This is a genomic window from Cupriavidus necator (genome assembly GCF_016127575.1).
In the GTDB taxonomy this organism is placed as follows: domain Bacteria; phylum Pseudomonadota; class Gammaproteobacteria; order Burkholderiales; family Burkholderiaceae; genus Cupriavidus; species Cupriavidus necator_D.
On sequence record NZ_CP066019.1, the window covers coordinates 2784383 to 2799002 of the forward strand.

Annotated in this window: 15 protein-coding genes and 2 pseudogenes; 10 read left to right on the plus strand and 7 right to left on the minus strand. The window is 68.0% G+C overall.

The genetic code is table 11. From position 1 onward, the window contains the following. Nucleotides 1-204: 204 nt before the first annotated feature. Nucleotides 205-1530 (minus strand): argininosuccinate synthase, encoded by a 1326-nt coding sequence (argG, locus tag I6H87_RS31495; RefSeq protein ID WP_010811197.1) that lies wholly within the window; start codon nt 1528-1530, stop codon nt 205-207. Between the two features lie 302 nt (nt 1531-1832). On the opposite strand from argG, the gene I6H87_RS31500 reads away from it, so the two are divergent. Genes I6H87_RS31500 through I6H87_RS31510 form a run of 3 tightly spaced genes read left to right on the plus strand, consistent with a single transcriptional unit; the run spans nt 1833 to nt 4806 of the window. Then, on the plus strand, nt 1833-2996 hold the full coding sequence (locus I6H87_RS31500; RefSeq protein ID WP_011617940.1) for a CaiB/BaiF CoA transferase family protein: 1164 nt from the start codon (nt 1833-1835) through the stop codon (nt 2994-2996). Between the two features lie 49 nt (nt 2997-3045). Continuing rightward, nucleotides 3046-4014, plus strand: coding sequence for a tripartite tricarboxylate transporter substrate binding protein (locus tag I6H87_RS31505; RefSeq protein WP_010811195.1), 969 nt, complete (start codon nt 3046-3048; stop codon nt 4012-4014). Nucleotides 4015-4029: 15 nt separating this feature from the next. After that, the gene (locus I6H87_RS31510; protein WP_010811194.1) at nt 4030-4806 is read left to right on the plus strand and encodes an enoyl-CoA hydratase; all 777 of its coding nucleotides are present in this window, start codon (nt 4030-4032) and stop codon (nt 4804-4806) included. A gap of 16 nt (nt 4807-4822) precedes the next feature. Here I6H87_RS31510 and I6H87_RS31515 read toward each other — a convergent pair whose 3' ends face one another. Further along, the gene (locus tag I6H87_RS31515) at nt 4823-5770 is read right to left on the minus strand and encodes a LysR family transcriptional regulator (protein WP_011617941.1); all 948 of its coding nucleotides are present in this window, start codon (nt 5768-5770) and stop codon (nt 4823-4825) included. A 265-nt stretch (nt 5771-6035) separates the two neighbouring features. Here I6H87_RS31515 and I6H87_RS31520 point away from each other — a divergent pair, with 265 nt between their 5' ends. From I6H87_RS31520 to I6H87_RS31530, 3 genes are all read left to right on the plus strand, one after another. After that, nucleotides 6036-6461 carry a VOC family protein gene (locus I6H87_RS31520; protein ID WP_011617942.1) on the plus strand — a complete coding sequence of 142 codons (426 nt, stop codon included), beginning with the start codon at nt 6036-6038 and terminating at the stop codon, nt 6459-6461. Nucleotides 6462-6547: 86 nt separating this feature from the next. Next, nucleotides 6548-6751, plus strand: coding sequence for a SlyX family protein (locus I6H87_RS31525; protein WP_011617943.1), 204 nt, complete (start codon nt 6548-6550; stop codon nt 6749-6751). A gap of 120 nt (nt 6752-6871) precedes the next feature. Next, on the plus strand, nt 6872-7426 hold the full coding sequence (locus tag I6H87_RS31530) for a DUF1439 domain-containing protein (protein WP_010811190.1): 555 nt from the start codon (nt 6872-6874) through the stop codon (nt 7424-7426). 40 nt (nt 7427-7466) lie between these two features. Here I6H87_RS31530 and I6H87_RS31535 read toward each other — a convergent pair whose 3' ends face one another. The 5 genes from I6H87_RS31535 to I6H87_RS31555 all read right to left on the minus strand — a co-directional run bounded on the left by I6H87_RS31535 (nt 7467) and on the right by I6H87_RS31555 (nt 10469). Further along, nucleotides 7467-8366 (minus strand): DMT family transporter, encoded by a 900-nt coding sequence (locus I6H87_RS31535; RefSeq protein ID WP_041688254.1) that lies wholly within the window; start codon nt 8364-8366, stop codon nt 7467-7469. A 353-nt stretch (nt 8367-8719) separates the two neighbouring features. Continuing rightward, nucleotides 8720-9583, minus strand: a complete 864-nt coding sequence (locus I6H87_RS31540) for an NAD-dependent protein deacetylase (RefSeq protein ID WP_010811188.1) — start codon at nt 9581-9583, stop codon at nt 8720-8722. Further along, a complete protein-coding gene (locus tag I6H87_RS31545) occupies nt 9580-9762 on the minus strand; it encodes an oxidoreductase-like domain-containing protein (RefSeq protein WP_338031253.1) in 183 nt (60 codons plus the stop codon). The genes I6H87_RS31540 and I6H87_RS31545 overlap by 4 nt, the downstream gene beginning before the upstream one ends. A 98-nt stretch (nt 9763-9860) precedes the next feature. Next, nucleotides 9861-10187: a hypothetical protein gene (locus I6H87_RS31550; protein ID WP_010811186.1), complete on the minus strand. Its 327-nt coding sequence runs from the start codon at nt 10185-10187 to the stop codon at nt 9861-9863. A 45-nt stretch (nt 10188-10232) separates the two neighbouring features. Next, complete coding sequence (locus I6H87_RS31555) at nt 10233-10469, minus strand: hypothetical protein (protein WP_010811185.1); 237 nt, start codon at nt 10467-10469, stop codon at nt 10233-10235. Between the two features lie 224 nt (nt 10470-10693). Between I6H87_RS31555 and I6H87_RS31560 the strand changes: the two genes are divergently transcribed. From I6H87_RS31560 to I6H87_RS31570, 4 genes and pseudogenes are all read left to right on the plus strand, one after another. Next, nucleotides 10694-12988 (plus strand): patatin-like phospholipase family protein, encoded by a 2295-nt coding sequence (locus I6H87_RS31560; protein ID WP_011617946.1) that lies wholly within the window; start codon nt 10694-10696, stop codon nt 12986-12988. Nucleotides 12989-13220: 232 nt separating this feature from the next. After that, nucleotides 13221-13346, plus strand: a pseudogene (locus I6H87_RS31565) (YeeE/YedE family protein); the annotation flags it as partial. 3 nt (nt 13347-13349) lie between these two features. Beyond that, nucleotides 13350-13563: pseudogene (locus tag I6H87_RS34550) on the plus strand (DUF6691 family protein); the annotation flags it as partial. 177 nt (nt 13564-13740) lie between these two features. Then, entirely contained in the window at nt 13741-14589 is an 849-nt protein-coding gene (locus tag I6H87_RS31570; RefSeq protein WP_010811182.1) for an IclR family transcriptional regulator domain-containing protein, read from the plus strand. Nucleotides 14590-14620 lie beyond the last annotated feature (31 nt).

Consider the following 14620-nt stretch of genomic DNA (forward strand, 5'->3'; position numbering starts at 1 on the left):
TTCGCGCCGCCGTGCGTTCACAGCCCGCCCCCGAAGGGCGACGAGCGCAAGCAGTATCTGGCGATCGGGACCGCGCGGTTTGATATTCCGGGACGTACGTTTGACATTCCGGGACAGCTGGGGAAAACGCCGAGACGAAAAAAAACCGGCACCCGAAGGTGCCGGTTTCTGGCTGGCCCGCCGTCAGGCGAGGCGCGGCGACGCTCAGTCTTCCAGCTTCGGCAGCGAGGCACTGACCTTGGTCGACAGCAGGCCGCTCTTGGCATACGTCTGCAGCTTCTCGCGCGTGTCGACGATATCCAGCGTGCGCATGGTCAGCTGGCCGATACGGTCCAGCGGCGTGAACATCGACTCGCCCTTTTCCATGGTCAGCCGTTCCGGCTTGTAGGTCAGATTGGGCGAGGTGGTGTTCAGGATCGAGTAGTCGTTGCCGCGGCGCAATTCGATGGTGACTTCGCCGGTGATGGCGCCGGCCACCCAGCGCTGGGCGGTTTCGCGCAGCATGATGGCTTGCGGGTCGAACCAGCGGCCCTGGTACAGCAGGCGGCCAAGGCGGCGGCCGTTGTCGCGGTACTGCTCGATGGTGTCTTCGTTGTGGATGCCGGTGATCAGGCGCTCGTAGGCGATGAACAGCAGCGCCAGGCCCGGGGCTTCGTAGATGCCGCGGCTCTTGGCTTCGATGATGCGGTTCTCGATCTGGTCGCTCATGCCCAGGCCATGGCGCCCGCCGATGCGGTTGGCTTCCATGAACAGGTCGACGCTGTTGGCGAAGGTCTGGCCGTTCAGCGCGACCGGCTGGCCTTCCTCGAAGCGCACGGTGACTTCCTCGCGCTTGACTTCCACGTCATCGCGCCAGAACTGCACGCCCATGATCGGCTGCACGATGCGGATGCCCGAATCCAGGTGCTCCAGGTCCTTGGCCTCGTGGGTGGCGCCCAGCATGTTGGAGTCGGTCGAGTACGCCTTTTCGGCCGACATCTTGTAATCGAAGCCGTTCTGGCGCATGAACTCCGACATCTCGGCGCGGCCGCCCAGTTCGTCGATGAACTGCTGGTCCAGCCACGGCTTGTAGATCTGCAGGCCGGGGTTGGTCAGGAGACCGTAGCGGTAGAAGCGTTCAATGTCATTGCCCTTGAACGTGCTGCCATCGCCCCAGATATTGACGCCATCTTCCTTCATCGCAGCAACCAGCATGGTGCCGGTGACGGCGCGGCCGATCGGGGTGGTGTTGAAGTAGGTGATGCCGGCGGTCGAGATATGGAACGCGCCGCACTGCATGGCGGCGATGCCTTCGGCCACCAGTTGCGTGCGGCAGTCGACCAGGCGGGCTTCCTCGGCGCCGTAGGCCTTGGCGCGGCGCGGGATGTCCTCGTAGTCGGGCTCGTCGGGCTGGCCCAGGTTGGCGGTGTAGGCGTAGGGGACAGCGCCCTTCTGGCGCATCCAGAGGAGTGCCGCGCTGGTGTCAAGGCCGCCGGAGAAGGCGATTCCGACGCGCTGGCCGGAAGGAATGTGCTGCAGGATGGTAGTCATCGCCAGAAAATCTAAGTGAATTTGTCGGCTCTTGGGCGGGCTTCCAATACGCGCGCCGGGGCGGCGGGAAGCACGGCGACGCGGCCGGCCGAGTCACGCGCCGCGTCAGTGCCAAACGCGAATTGTGACACGGCAGCGCCCACGCGCCAAACGCGGGGACTGGCGGGGGCGCCGGCGCCACCTGCATCCGGGCCCGCCGGACCATTCAAATCCCGCGAACGCGCCTTTCAAAACTCTCGACTGGTTCGCGCCAGGACCCCTCCCTATACTCCGCCGCACTGTTGTCTGAAAGCGGAGTCGTCATGCTGCATCGTGCCCTGGAAGGAGTCCGGGTCCTGGACCTGTCGCGCATCCTGGCCGGTCCCTGGTGTACCCAGAACCTGGCCGACCTGGGCGCCGAGGTAACCAAGGTCGAGCACCCGGAGCGCGGCGACGATACCCGCGGCTGGGGCCCGCCCTACCTGGAAGCGCCCGAGGGCAGCGGCGACACCCGGCGCCTGTCCGGCTACTTCATCTGCTGCAACCGCGGCAAGCGCTCGGTCGCGATCGACTACGGCACGCCCGAGGGCGCGGCGCAGGTACGTGAGCTGGCGCGCGAGGCCGACGTGCTGGTCGAGAACTACAAGGTCGGCACGCTGCGCCGCTACGGGCTGGACTACGACACGCTCAAGGCGCTCAACCCGCGCCTGGTCTACCTGTCGATCACCGGCTTCGGCCAGAGCGGGCCGATGGCGGACAAACCCGGCTACGACTATGTATTCCAGGGCATGGGCGGGCTGATGAGCTACACCGGCCAGCCCGACGGCACGCCCGGCGCCGGGCCGCTGCGCACCGGCGTCGCCGTGGTCGACCTGAGCACCGGCATGTATGCCACCTCCGCAGTCCTGGCCGCGCTGTACCAGCGCCAGGCGACCGGGCTCGGTGCGCACCTGGATATCGCGCTGCTCGATGTCGCGGTGGCGATGAACGCCAACCAGGCTGCCAACTACCTGGTGTCGGGCCAGAACCCGCAGCGCAGCGGCAACGCTCATCCCAACTGCGCGCCCTATGAGGTGTTCCGCTGCGCCGACGGCCACCTGATCCTGGCGATCGGCAATGACAGCCAGTTTGCGCGCTTCTGCGCCGTTGCCGGCATGCCGGATCTTGCGCAGGACCCGCGCTATGCCACCAATTCCGCGCGCATCGAACACCTGCCCGCGCTGCGCGCCCTGCTGACCGATCTCTTCCCCACGCGCACCCGCGCTGCGTGGACCGATGCCTTCGATGCGGCCGGCGTGCCCTGGGGGCCGATCCACACCATGGCCGAAGTCTTCGCCCACCCGCAGGTCCAGCACCGCGGGCTGATGCAGATGGCCGAACACCCCGTCATGGGCCGCGTACCCATGGTGCGCAACCCGATGCTGGCCGGGCACGACCTGCCGCTGCCACCGCCGCCGCTGCTGGGCGAACACAGCCCGGCGGGCTGAACGGCGCGCAGCTACCCACGAGACCAAAAACACCGACACGGAGACACCGATGAAACCGACCTTCACCGCCATCGCGCTGCTGGCGGCATGCGCAAGCGGCGCCGCACATGCAAGCGCGTATCCCGACCGGCCGATCAAGCTGATCGTCCCCTACGCCGCCGGCGGCACCACCGACATCATTGCCCGCATCGTCGGCACGCGCCTGGGCCCGGTGCTGGGGCAACCGGTGGTGGTCGAGAACCGCCCGGGCGCCGGCGGCGCGGTCGGCAGCGCCTACGCGGCCAGGCAGCCGGCCGACGGCTACACGCTGGTGATGGAGGTGGAGAGCTCGCACGCCGTCAACCCCAACGTCTACCTGAAGACCGCCTATGACCCGGTCAAGGACTTCGCGCCGGTCAGCAACCTGGCCGACGTGCCCAACGTGCTGGTGGTCAACCCGGCGTTCCCGGCCACGGACCTGCAGTCGTTCATCAAGCTGCTGAAGGCCAACCCGGGCAAGTACTCGTTCGGCTCGTCCGGCAACGGCGGACTGAGCCATATGAACGGCGAGCTGTTCATGAACGCCACCGGCACGCGCATGCTGCACGTGCCATACAAGGGCCTGGGCCCGGCGCTCAACGATGCGGTGGCAGGCCAGATCCAGGTGGTGTTCGACAATATCCCGTCGTCGTCCGGCCTGATCCAGGGCGGGCGCCTGAAGCCGCTGGCGGTCGCCGCGCAGCAGCGCCTGAAGGTGCTGCCCAATGTGCCGACCTATGCCGAGGCCGGCCTGCCGGCGATGAACAACCCGTCGTGGTTCGGCCTGGGCGCACCGGCGGGCACGCCCTCGGCCATTCTCGACAAGCTCAACGACGCCGTGCGCCAGGTATTGGCCGAGCCCGAGGTGATCGCCGCCATCGAGAAACAAGGTGCGATCCCGGCACCGAGTTCGCGCAAGGCCTTCGGCGACCTGATCCGGGCGCAGAATGCGCACTGGAAGCAAGTCGTCGAGGACATCCATTTCACCAGGCTCCAGTAAGCCACAAGGAACGACATGAGCGCACTTCAGCAAGAACCGCACGCCGGCGTCGAGATCGACGCGCGCGGCATCGCCACCGTCACCATCCGCGAGGCGGGCTCGCTCAATATCCTGAGCACGCCGGTGATCGCATCGCTCACGCGCGCCATCGAAGCGCTGGCCGGCAATGACGCGGTACGCGTGCTGGTGCTGCGCGGCGCCGGCGAGAAAGGCTTTGTCGGCGGTGCCGACATCAAGGAAATGGCCGCACTGGACCGCGCCAGCGCCGAGGCCTTCATCAGCGGCCTGCGCCGCCTGTGCGACGCCGTGCGCCACCTGCCGGTGCCGGTGATCGCGCGCATGCCGGGCTGGTGCCTGGGCGGCGGGCTGGAACTGGCGCTGGCGTGCGATATCCGCATCGCCGCCGACAACGCGCAGCTGGGCATGCCGGAAGTGAAGGTCGGCATCCCGTCGGTGATCCACGCCGCGCTGATGCCGCGCCTGATCGGCAATGCGCGCACGGCGTGGATGCTGCTGACGGGCGAGATCACCGATGCCGCCGAGGCGCTGCAATGGGGGCTGGTGAGCCGCGTGGTGCCGCTGGCGGAGCTGGACCTGGAAATCGAACGCGTGGCCGCGCTGCTGGCCGGCTTCGGCCCGGTCGCGGTGCGCCAGCAGAAGCGCCTGCTGCGCGAGTGGGAAGATGCGCCGCTGGAAGTCTCGATCAACAACAGCGTGACCGAGTTCGGCAGCGCCTTCGACACCGGCGAGCCACAGCAGCACATGGCCACCTTCCTGAACCGCAAGCGCTGAAGCGCGGGGAAAGTGTTTACGGCGCCGTGGCTGCCACGGCGCCGCCTTCGCGCGTGGCCACCACGCGCGGATCGTTCAGCAGGAACTGCGCAAAGGCCTCGGCAAACGCCGGCAGCTTGCCGTCGGCGCGCACGATCAGGTTCAGTTCGCGCAGCGCCCACGGCTCTGCCAGCCGCACCCCCACCACGCGCGCCTCGCGCAGGGCCTGCGCCGCCACGCTGCGCGGTACCAGCGCCACCCCCACTCCGGCCTCGGCCAGCGACAGCACCGCATCGAAGCTGTGCGCATGCAGCCGCACGTTGGGCCCCTTGCCCGCGCGCTGCGCCATGTCGCGCAGGAACAGGAAGTTGCTGCTGGTGCGGCTCATGCAGACAAAGTCGAAGGCCAGCGCCGCGCCGAAGCGCACTTCGGGCTCGCGCGCCAGCGGGTGATCCGCGGCCACCGCAAGGATCAGCTCGTCGCGCGCGTAGCGCACCGAGCGCACCCCGGTGGCTTCGCCGCCCGTCTGGAAATCGCCCGCCAGGATGCCGACATCGGCTTCATGCGCCGCCACCGCCGCCAGGATCGACTGGCTGGCGCGCTCCTCCAGGTCGATGTTCACATCCGGGTTGGCCAGCAGGAAGCGGCTCACGCTCGGGATGATGAAACCGTTGAGCGAACTGCTGTTGGCCAGCAGCCGGATATTGCCCTTCAGTCCGGCAGAAAAGCGTCCCACCTCGCCGTGCATGCGCTCGACGCCAAGCAACAGTTCGCGCACATGGACCAGCAGGGTTTCGCCGGCCGGCGTCAGCTCCATGCCGCGCGCGGTACGCACGAACAGCGGCGTGCCCATCGCGTGCTCCAGGTTCTTCAGCCGGTAGCTCGCCGCCGACGCGGTGATATGCGTGGCCGAAGCGCCACCTGACAGGCTTTGCGCATCGGCAATGGCCTGGAACAGGCGCAGGTCGGTCAGTTCGTAACGCAAGGCAACTCCGTTTGGGGCAGGACGGTCGAAAGGATTGGCGCTTGGTGGTGTCGCGGCCATTCTAGTGCAGCACCGTGGACTTCCCGCCCGCCCTCCAGCCTGCACACACTCCGCCCATTTAATGTGGACGTCGTCCATTTTCTTTGCTAAGGTATTGTGGACGGCGTACACAAAAGCATGCGCCAGTTGCCAGCGCGCCGCCTGATTCGCGCGCCATGCCGATATCCACGGCCGCCCGAGCGGCGGCCTACCTACAGGAGTTGTCATGCAAGTCCAGCCCTATCTGTTCTTCGAAGGCCGTTGCGATGAAGCCGTTGAGTTCTATAAGAAGATTCTCGGCGCCAAGGTCAACATGCGGATGACGTTCAAGGACAACCCGGAGGCCGGCAAGGGCGGCGAGGGTTGCCAGCCCGGCGCCGGCACCGAAGACAAGGTCATGCACATGGAGTTCCAGATCGGCGACAGCGTGATCATGGCCTCCGACGGCCGCTGCTCGAACCAGCCCGACTTCCATGGCTTCGCCCTGTCGATCAACTATCCTGACAAGGCCGCGGTCGAAAAGGCCTTCAACGGCCTGAAGGAAGGCGGCCAGGTAGTGATGCCGCTGGACAAGACTTTCTTTGCCGACCAGTTCGGCATGGTCACCGACCGCTTCGGCATCATGTGGATGCTGCTGTCGGCACCGAAGTAAGCCGCGCATCGCGCAGGTTTCCCGGCAGCGACGCGCCCCTTGAGCATAAGGGCTTACAATGCGCCGCCTGCCGGAGAAACCACGCCATGGACGATCGCATCAACGAACTCGAAATCAAGCTCGCCTTCCAGGAAGACCTGCTTGATACCCTGAACAGCACCGTGGCGCGCCAGCAGCATCAGATCGACCTGCTGCAGGAGCAGTTCCGCGCGCTGTACCAGCAGGTGCGCAGCGCCGCCACCACCGCGGCCGAAGCCGATCCCCAGCAGGAAATCCCGCCGCACTACTGATCGACGCGGCCCGCGCCATGCAGGCCGATCGCCGATGTGACGGAACGCCATCCCGCCCGCGCGGTCTGACAGGCTGGCTCCATCCACCGCCGCCCTCGACAGGCGCGCCCCATCCGCCACATGCGTCTGAAACTTTCCCTGCTGATTGCCGCCGCCTGCGTCGCTGGTGCCTCCTCGGCGCTGGCCGGCTACAACATCTGGACCGGCGAGTACTCCCTCTCCCGGCAGGAACTGCAGACCGCGCTGGACCAGCGCTTCCCCGCCACGCTGCGCTACGCCGAAGTCGTCAGCGTGCAGCTCAGCCATCCCCGGCTGGTGCTGGACGAGGCCAACAACCGCGTCACCACCCATGTCGACGCACGCCTGACCAACGCCTTGCTGCCCTCCCCGCCGGTAGACGGCAAGCTCGCGCTGAACAGCGGCGTGCGCTACGACCCGGCCAAACGCGCGGTGCTGCTCGACAACCCGACCGTACAGCAGGTGGAAGTCGCCGGCATGGGGCAATACCGCGAACAGCTCAACGCCATCGGCGCTGTGGTTGCGCAGCAATTGCTGAAGGACTATCCGGTCTATACGTTCAAACCCGAAGAACTGCGCGTCGGCGGCAAGGACGTGGAGCCGGGGGCGATTACCGTGGGCAAGGATGAGGTGCGGGTGGAGGTGAAGCAGCGGTAGGCATAGCCTGCGGGCCAGGCTCGCTCCTTCTTCCTCTACCTCAACCCCGGCCACCTCTGAACACCACCCCCAACCCCGCCAGCACCGCCCCCATCCCCGCCATCGCCAGCGGCGCCATGCGGTTGCCCAGCAGCAGGTAGTCGAGCACCGCCGTGCCCGCCGGCACCAGGTAGAACAGGCTGGTGACGTTGACCAGGTTGCCCGCGCGGATCAGGCGGTAGAACAGCAGCGTCGCGCCGATCGAAATGACCAGCGCCAGCCACAACAGCGGCGCAGCAAAAGCCAGCGAAGCATCGAAGGCGAAGGGCTGGAAAGGCAGGCACAGCAGGCAGGCCGCGAGGCTCACGCCGTATTGCAGCGGCAGCACTTCTGCGGGTGCGCGCGTGATGCGCTTCTGCAGGATGGCGCCGACGGTCGTGCTGGCGAGCGAGGCCAGCGCGCACAGCACGCCTGCCAGCGACAGCCTGGCCAGCAGCAGGCTGTCCGCCACCACCATGGACAGCCCGGCGAGCGCGAGGGCCAGGCCCGCCATGCGAGCGGCGCTGAAGCGCCGCTCGGTCAGCAGCAGCGTCAGCATCGGCTGGGCACCAAGCACGGTGGCGAGCACGCCGGGTGTCATGCCGTGGTCGAGTGCAAGGAAGTAAAAGACGGAGTAGCCGCCGATCAGCAGCAAGCCGGTCAGGGCGGTGTACCGCCACTCGCCGCGCGGCGGCAGCAGGCGGTGCCTGGCCAGGCCGATCGCGCCCAGCACGGCGCAGACCAGCGCGAAGCGCAGCGTCAGCAAGGCGAAGGGCGTGGCGTGGTCTAGGGCCAGCCGGGCGGCGATGGCGCCGCTGCTCCACAGCAGCACGAAGAGGGGCGTGGCCCAGGCGGAAGTGTTGGTGGTGCGTGTGCCGGTGGCGGCGTCGAAATGCGCCGGGCAGTCTTTGTCGGTTGTCATGGATGTCATCTGTCGTCAGCTTGGCAGGCTCCAGCGACGCGCATGCGGCCATGGCACAGCGGCAGCGCGCACAGGCGTGCGGCTGCCGTGCGCACAGGGACACGGATGCGGGACTACCGGAGACGAATGAGGCTGGGGGGCGTGCCCGTCAGCCGCGCGGCGGCGGCGGCGGGTGCGCACCGCCGATGCACGGCGGCGGCGCGACAGATGTGAACGCAGGCTGGCGACGCACGCATGGCAACGCGCGGCCCGGGGGCGCGGCGTTGACGGGGCGTTGGCGGTCTGCGGTCATGGCGGGAATTGAAGACTTCGAAGATGTGGTCTGGCGATGCTATGCCAGTGCGGCCATCGCGTCAACGCGATTCTGTTGTGCGCTGCTCCAGCCGGGACACCAGCGCCTGCAGCGTCGGCGCGCATCCGGCTTCCACCTTCAGCGCCAGCATCGCGTCCGCCCGCGTGGTGCCCAGGTTGAGCGCGGCCACGGGCTTGCCCATCTGTCCGGCCCAGACGCAGAAGCGGTAGCCGGAATAGACCATCAGCGACGAACCGACCACGAGCATGGCATCCGCTGCTTCCAGCGCCGCGCGGGCGGCATCTACCCGCGGGCGCGGCACGGATTCGCCGAAGAACACCACGTCCGGCTTGAGGATGCCGCCGCAGCGCCCGCACTCGGGCACGCGGAACTGCGCGAACAGCGGCGATTCGAAATGCACGTCGCCATCGGCGGCGGGCTCGGCGATCACGTCGCGCAGCGCGGCGTTCTGTGCCAGCAGCCAGTCCTGCAGGCCGGCGCGGTCATGGCGCGTGCCACAGTCCAGGCAGATGGCGCTGGCCAGGCTGCCATGCAGTTCGATCACACCCTCGCTGCCGGCGCGCTGGTGCAGGCCGTCGACATTCTGCGTGACCAGCGCCGTGAGCCGGCCGTGCGCGCCAAGGCGCGACAGCGCATGGTGCGCGGCATTGGGCCGCGCCTGCCACGCCACCGGCCAGCCCAGCATGCTGCGCGCCCAGTAGCGCTGGCGCCCCGCGTGCGAGCCCAGGAAGGCCTGCAGCGTGATCGGCTGCGAGCGCTGCCACTGGCCGCGCGCGTCACGGTAGCCGGGAATGCCGGAATCGGTGCTGATACCCGCGCCGGTCAGCACGAACAGGCGCGGGTGGCGCTGCACGAAATCGAACAGCGCGGACGTCGGGTGCGGGAGTTGCAGCGGCTCGCTCAATTTGCCGGATCCTCGGCATGACGCGCCGCCTGGCGCGCTTCCCAGGCGCGCAGCTCCTCGCGGTAGCGGTCCATTTCCTGGTAGTAGTAGTCGAAGATGCAGGGATCGCAGCCGGAGCCGCAGCACTCGTCATCGCCGGGCCGCTCTGGCGGCACCGGGCGGGGGTCGTCGGGGGACACGGCAGGGGACGCTTGGGACACTGACAGTTCGCGAACAGGCGCGTTGGCGGATCAACCGCCAGTATATTCCCGCCGGCCCCGGCCTGCCGCCGGACCCCTCAGTGGCTGAGCAGCCCTTCGCCGACCGGGATCACCAGCGCCGTGCCCGCCAGGCAGGCGATGTCGTCCTCGGCAAGCCGGCGCGACACCACGCTGGCCAGCCTGGCGCCGATGCGGGCAAGTTCGGCGGCGTCGGCCAGGTAGACGGCGTCGATCACGCTCTGGTCGAACTGCAGGGCCGCGCTCAGGCGGCAGCGTCCGGGCGAGCCGGCCGGCTCGGCCTGCCAGCTGACCTGCACCTGATTGCCGTCGCTGCGGTGGTATTCGGCCGACATCGGAAACAGCCGGCAGGTATGCTCGCGGGCCCACTCGACCAGGGCAGTCATGGCGATTCCCCTTTGGCGGGACAGCGCGTCCGCCGGTACGCCGCGTCAGCGGCTCAGTACATGGTAGAGCCAGTCGTGCGCGCGTGCCGGCACGCCCAGCGCGCTGGCATCGATGCGCCGCCCCTGCACCCGCAGTGTGCCTTCGTGCAGGGCATCAACCGCTGCCTGGGCATCCGGGAACCTCCCCATCACGCCATTGCCCAGCATCAGCATCCAGTCCTTCTCGCGGGGAATGAGCGTGAGCTGTCCCGCTGCGGTCTGGCAAAAGAAATAACCGTACATGCAACCCCCAAGCACCTCGCCTGTGTCCATCTTAGAGCAGGGCACCATGGGGCCGCGTGCCGATCTGCACGCTTCCGAACGGCGTGATGAATTGTTTTTGCACGGCCGCGAGGGGGCGGCCAGAATGCCGCATTTTGCCCGAAGATAGCCGGACCTCCCCGCCCGGCTGATGCCGGGCCGGGCTACTGCCGCCCGTTGCGGCCGACAGCGAACCCCACGGTGCCATGAAGGCAGCCTCATTCCATTGCTTGCACAAACTGCTCGTGCCGGCGGTCCTGGCACTGGCTGCGGGCTCGGTCCTGGCCGCTGAGCCGGCATCCATGCCAACGGCCTCGGGCATCGAGCCGCCCGCAGACCAGGCCGCGGCAGCCACGCCGCAGGTGGCCGCGGGCGCGCGCCCCCGCATCTGCCTGGTGCTCTCGGGCGGCGGCGCGCGCGGCGCGGCCCATATCGGCGTGCTCAAGGTGCTGGAGGCGATGCGCATCCCGGTCGACTGCATCGCAGGCACCAGCATGGGTTCGCTGGTGGGGGGCGCCTATGCCACCGGCATGGCTCCCGCCGAAATGGAGCGGCTGGTCGGCGGCCTGAGCACCGACAGGATCTTCAAGGAACGCCCGCCGCGCCAGGACCTGACCATCCGGCGCAAGCAGGACGATTTCACCAACCTGTTCACGCCCGAGATCGGAGTGCAGGCCAGCGGCCTCTTGCTGCCCAAGGGCGCGGTCTCGGGCGTGCAGTTGGAGACCGTGCTGCGCCAGCTGGCCAAAGTGCCCGGCTACCGGGACTTCGACCAGTTTCCGATTCCCTACCGCGCTGTCGCCACGGACCTGGTGGCAGGCACGCCGGTGGTGTTCAGCCAGGGCGAGCTGGCCAACGTGATGCGCGCCAGCATGTCGGTGCCGGGCGCGGTGGCGCCGGCCGAGTACGAGGGGCGGCTGCTGGTCGACGGCGGCCTGACCGACAACCTGCCGGTGGACGTGGCGCGCAGGATGGGCGCCGATATCGTGATCGCGGTGAACCTGGGCACGCCGCTGATGAGGCGTGAGGAACTGACCTCGATCATCGGCGTGACCGGCCAGATGCTCAATATCCTGACCGAGCAGAACGTGCGTGCGTCGCTGGCCTCGCTGCGGCCCACCGACGTGCTGATCGAGCCGGCGCTGGGCGATTTTTCCGCGACCGACTTCGACCATCTGCCGGCAACTATCCCCATCGGCGAGGCTGCCGCGCGCAAGGTCGCCGACCGCCTCGCGCCGCTGGCGCTGCCGCCGGCGCAATATGCACAACTGCGCGCCAGGCAACAGGCGGTGCAGCCGCCTGACACCCGCCCGGTCGATGAGATCCGGCTGGCGCCGCTGCAGCGCGTCAACCCGGACTACGCCACCGCGGTGATGGAAACCAAGCCCGGGCAGCCGGTCGACCAGGCCACGCTGGACCAGGACATGCGCCGCCTGTTCGGCACCGGCGACTTCGAGCACGTCAACTACGGCATCCTGGAAGAGCCCGGCAAGCGCGTGCTGGCGGTCAATGCGGTGGAAAAATCCTACGGTCCCGACTACCTGCGCTTCGGGCTCGGGCTGAGCTCGGATTTCCGCGGCGATGCCTACTTCAACCTGGTGGGCAGCTACCGGCGCACCTGGCTCAATGCGCTTGGCGCCGAATGGCGCACCGATGCGCAGGTGGGCCAGACCTCGTCGCTGATCAGTGAGTTCTACCAGCCTCTGGATACGCGCCAGTATTTCTTTATCGCGCCGCGCATCGAGCTGGAGCGGCGCCCGGTCAATGTCTTCCAGGGCAGCACGCGCATCGCCACCTATGACCTGCGCCGCTTTGACGTCGCGCTGGACGCGGGCAGCCAGTTCACCAAGTACGGCGAGCTGCGCGTGGGCTTGCAGACCGGCGCGGAACACGCCACGCTGAGCACCGGCCCGGAGTCGCTGTCGCCAGGCCCGGGCAATATCCGGCGCGGCGCCATCACCGGGCGGCTCATCTTCGACCAGCTCGACAGCGTCGACTTCCCGCGCTTCGGCTATGCGGCCCGGTTTCACATCTACGGCTCGCAGCCGGGGCTGGGCGCCGACCAGGCTTATGTCAAGGCGCAGGCGGACGGCATCTATGCCCACTCGTTCGGCGACAACACGGTCTCGCTGGCCTTCAAGGTCGGCAGCAATATCGGCGGCAAGCCGTTGCCGCGCTATGACCTGTTCCAGTGGGGCGGCTTCCTGCAGCAATCCGGTTATGCCACCGGGCAACTGCTGGGCGGCAACCTGCAGTTTGCGCGGCTGGTCTACTACAACAAGCTGGCGCGCCAGACCCTGCTGCAAGGCGTGTACGCAGGCTTTTCGCTGGAGGCGGGCCGCATGGGCGACCCGCTGGTGCCGGGGAGCCCGACCGGGCTGCTCAAGTCCGGCTCGGTCTTCCTGGCGCTGGACAGTCCGCTGGGCCCGCTTTACCTGGCCTATGGCCGCGCCGCCGCAGGCACATACAGCTTTTACCTGTTCCTGGGTAAACCCTTCTGAGCCGGTCAGCATAAGCATCCAGAAAATGTGAGCCGGCCGCACCCTACCAAAGTTGTATGTAATGTCTTAATTCAAATGTCTATACTTTTTACGTCACCAAGACCCCCTCTTGAATGACGACCTTCCCCGGTCGCCGCTCCCCAGCGGCGACATTTTTTTTGGGCGCCCGCCTGGCATGCGGCGCCTATGATCCGCGCCTCGGGCTGCACTGGCGGGCGCTCCGCGCCTTTGCTGCACCAGCGGGCACGGCGTGTGCGGCCTGTCGCGGGGCTCGGTGCGCTCGCTGGCCGCCACGGTGACCTTCATGGCGGCGGGCTTCCTGACGGTGCTGGTGCAGCGCCATTGGCTGGGAGGCTGACCGATGGGCACGCTCTTCTCATTGCTGGCCGGGCTGGTATTCGGCATCGGCCTGATCCTGTCCGGCATGGCCAACCCGACCAAGGTGCCTGGGGTTTCTCGACCTGGCCGGGGCCTGGGACCCGTCGCTCGCCTTTGTCATGGCCGGCGCGATCCTGGTGGGAGTGGTGGCCTTCGCACTGGCGCGCCGGCGCCAGCGCTCCTGGGCGTTGATGCCGTGCAGCATCCGGCCCGCGTGCCATGCGTGCCATGCGTGCCATGCGTGCCATGCGTGCCATGCGGGCGATGCGGGCGATGCGGGCGATGCGCGCATGCAGCAAAGGCTGGCCCCTGGCGGCCAGCCGGTTTAAGATTGCGCGATTATCGGACAACAAGCCCAGACAACACACCTCCCAATGGACGTCCTCCGCCCCCTCGGTCTTGGCCATGCACAGGCCGACACCGTCCGCGTTGCCCGGCCCCAGGCCGACCTGCTCGCCAGTTTTGCCGGCGATCCCAACTTCATGCTGTCGCTGGCGCGCGGGCTGACCGTGCTGGAGGCGTTCTCGGAACGCAAGCGCCCGCTGACGATCTCGCAGGTGGCGCAGCGCACGCAGCTGTCGCGCGCCTCGGTGCGGCGCTGCCTCTATACGCTGGAACAGCTCGGCTACGTCAGCCAGCAGGACGGCCAGTTCGCGCTGCGGCCGCGCGTGCTGCACCTGGGCCACGCGTATTTCTCGTCGACCTCGCTGGTGTCTCTGGCGCAGCCGATCCTGGACAACCTGAGCGCGCGCATCCACGAGACCTGCACGCTGGCGATCCTGGACGGCACCGACATCCTGTACCTGGTGCGCTCCGAAGTGCAGCGGGTGCTGAACTATTCGCTAGGCATGGGCAGCCGCCTGCCGGCCTACTGCACCTCCAACGGCCGGCTGCTGCTGGCGCACCAGCCCGCCACGGTGCTGGACGGCTTCTTCGAGCACGCCGAACTGCGCCCGCGCACGCTGCAGACCAAGGTCTCGCGCCAGGAGCTGGAAGCATGCTTCGAGCGCGCCCGCGAAGTGGACTACGTGATCGTCGATGAGGAGCTGGAACCGGGCCTGCGCGCGATGGCCGTCCCGGTGCGCTCGGCCTCGGGCATCGTGCTGGCGGGGCTGAGCGTGAGCGTGCGCGCCGCGCGTGTCTCTGAAACAGAGATGATCTCGCGGCTGCTGCCGCCGATACGCGAAGCCGCGGCGGCAATTGGCCGGCTGATCGGCTCCTGATTGCCGCTGACTACCCGGGCAGCCGCACGGG

What these genes read in the sequence shown, in the direction of transcription:
- argG (WP_010811197.1), bottom strand. Translation starts at nt 1,530, where the DNA reads ATGACTACCATCCTGCAGCACATTCCTTCCGGCCAGCGCGTCGGAATC.
- I6H87_RS31500 (WP_011617940.1), top strand. Translation starts at nt 1,833, where the DNA reads ATGCTGCATCGTGCCCTGGAAGGAGTCCGGGTCCTGGACCTGTCGCGC.
- I6H87_RS31505 (WP_010811195.1), top strand. Translation starts at nt 3,046, where the DNA reads ATGAAACCGACCTTCACCGCCATCGCGCTGCTGGCGGCATGCGCAAGC.
- I6H87_RS31510 (WP_010811194.1), top strand. Translation starts at nt 4,030, where the DNA reads ATGAGCGCACTTCAGCAAGAACCGCACGCCGGCGTCGAGATCGACGCG.
- I6H87_RS31520 (WP_011617942.1), top strand. Translation starts at nt 6,036, where the DNA reads ATGCAAGTCCAGCCCTATCTGTTCTTCGAAGGCCGTTGCGATGAAGCC.
- I6H87_RS31525 (WP_011617943.1), top strand. Translation starts at nt 6,548, where the DNA reads ATGGACGATCGCATCAACGAACTCGAAATCAAGCTCGCCTTCCAGGAA.
- I6H87_RS31530 (WP_010811190.1), top strand. Translation starts at nt 6,872, where the DNA reads ATGCGTCTGAAACTTTCCCTGCTGATTGCCGCCGCCTGCGTCGCTGGT.
- I6H87_RS31535 (WP_041688254.1), bottom strand. Translation starts at nt 8,366, where the DNA reads ATGACAACCGACAAAGACTGCCCGGCGCATTTCGACGCCGCCACCGGC.
- I6H87_RS31550 (WP_010811186.1), bottom strand. Translation starts at nt 10,187, where the DNA reads ATGACTGCCCTGGTCGAGTGGGCCCGCGAGCATACCTGCCGGCTGTTT.
- I6H87_RS31555 (WP_010811185.1), bottom strand. Translation starts at nt 10,469, where the DNA reads ATGTACGGTTATTTCTTTTGCCAGACCGCAGCGGGACAGCTCACGCTC.
- I6H87_RS31560 (WP_011617946.1), top strand. Translation starts at nt 10,694, where the DNA reads ATGAAGGCAGCCTCATTCCATTGCTTGCACAAACTGCTCGTGCCGGCG.
- I6H87_RS31570 (WP_010811182.1), top strand. Translation starts at nt 13,741, where the DNA reads ATGGACGTCCTCCGCCCCCTCGGTCTTGGCCATGCACAGGCCGACACC.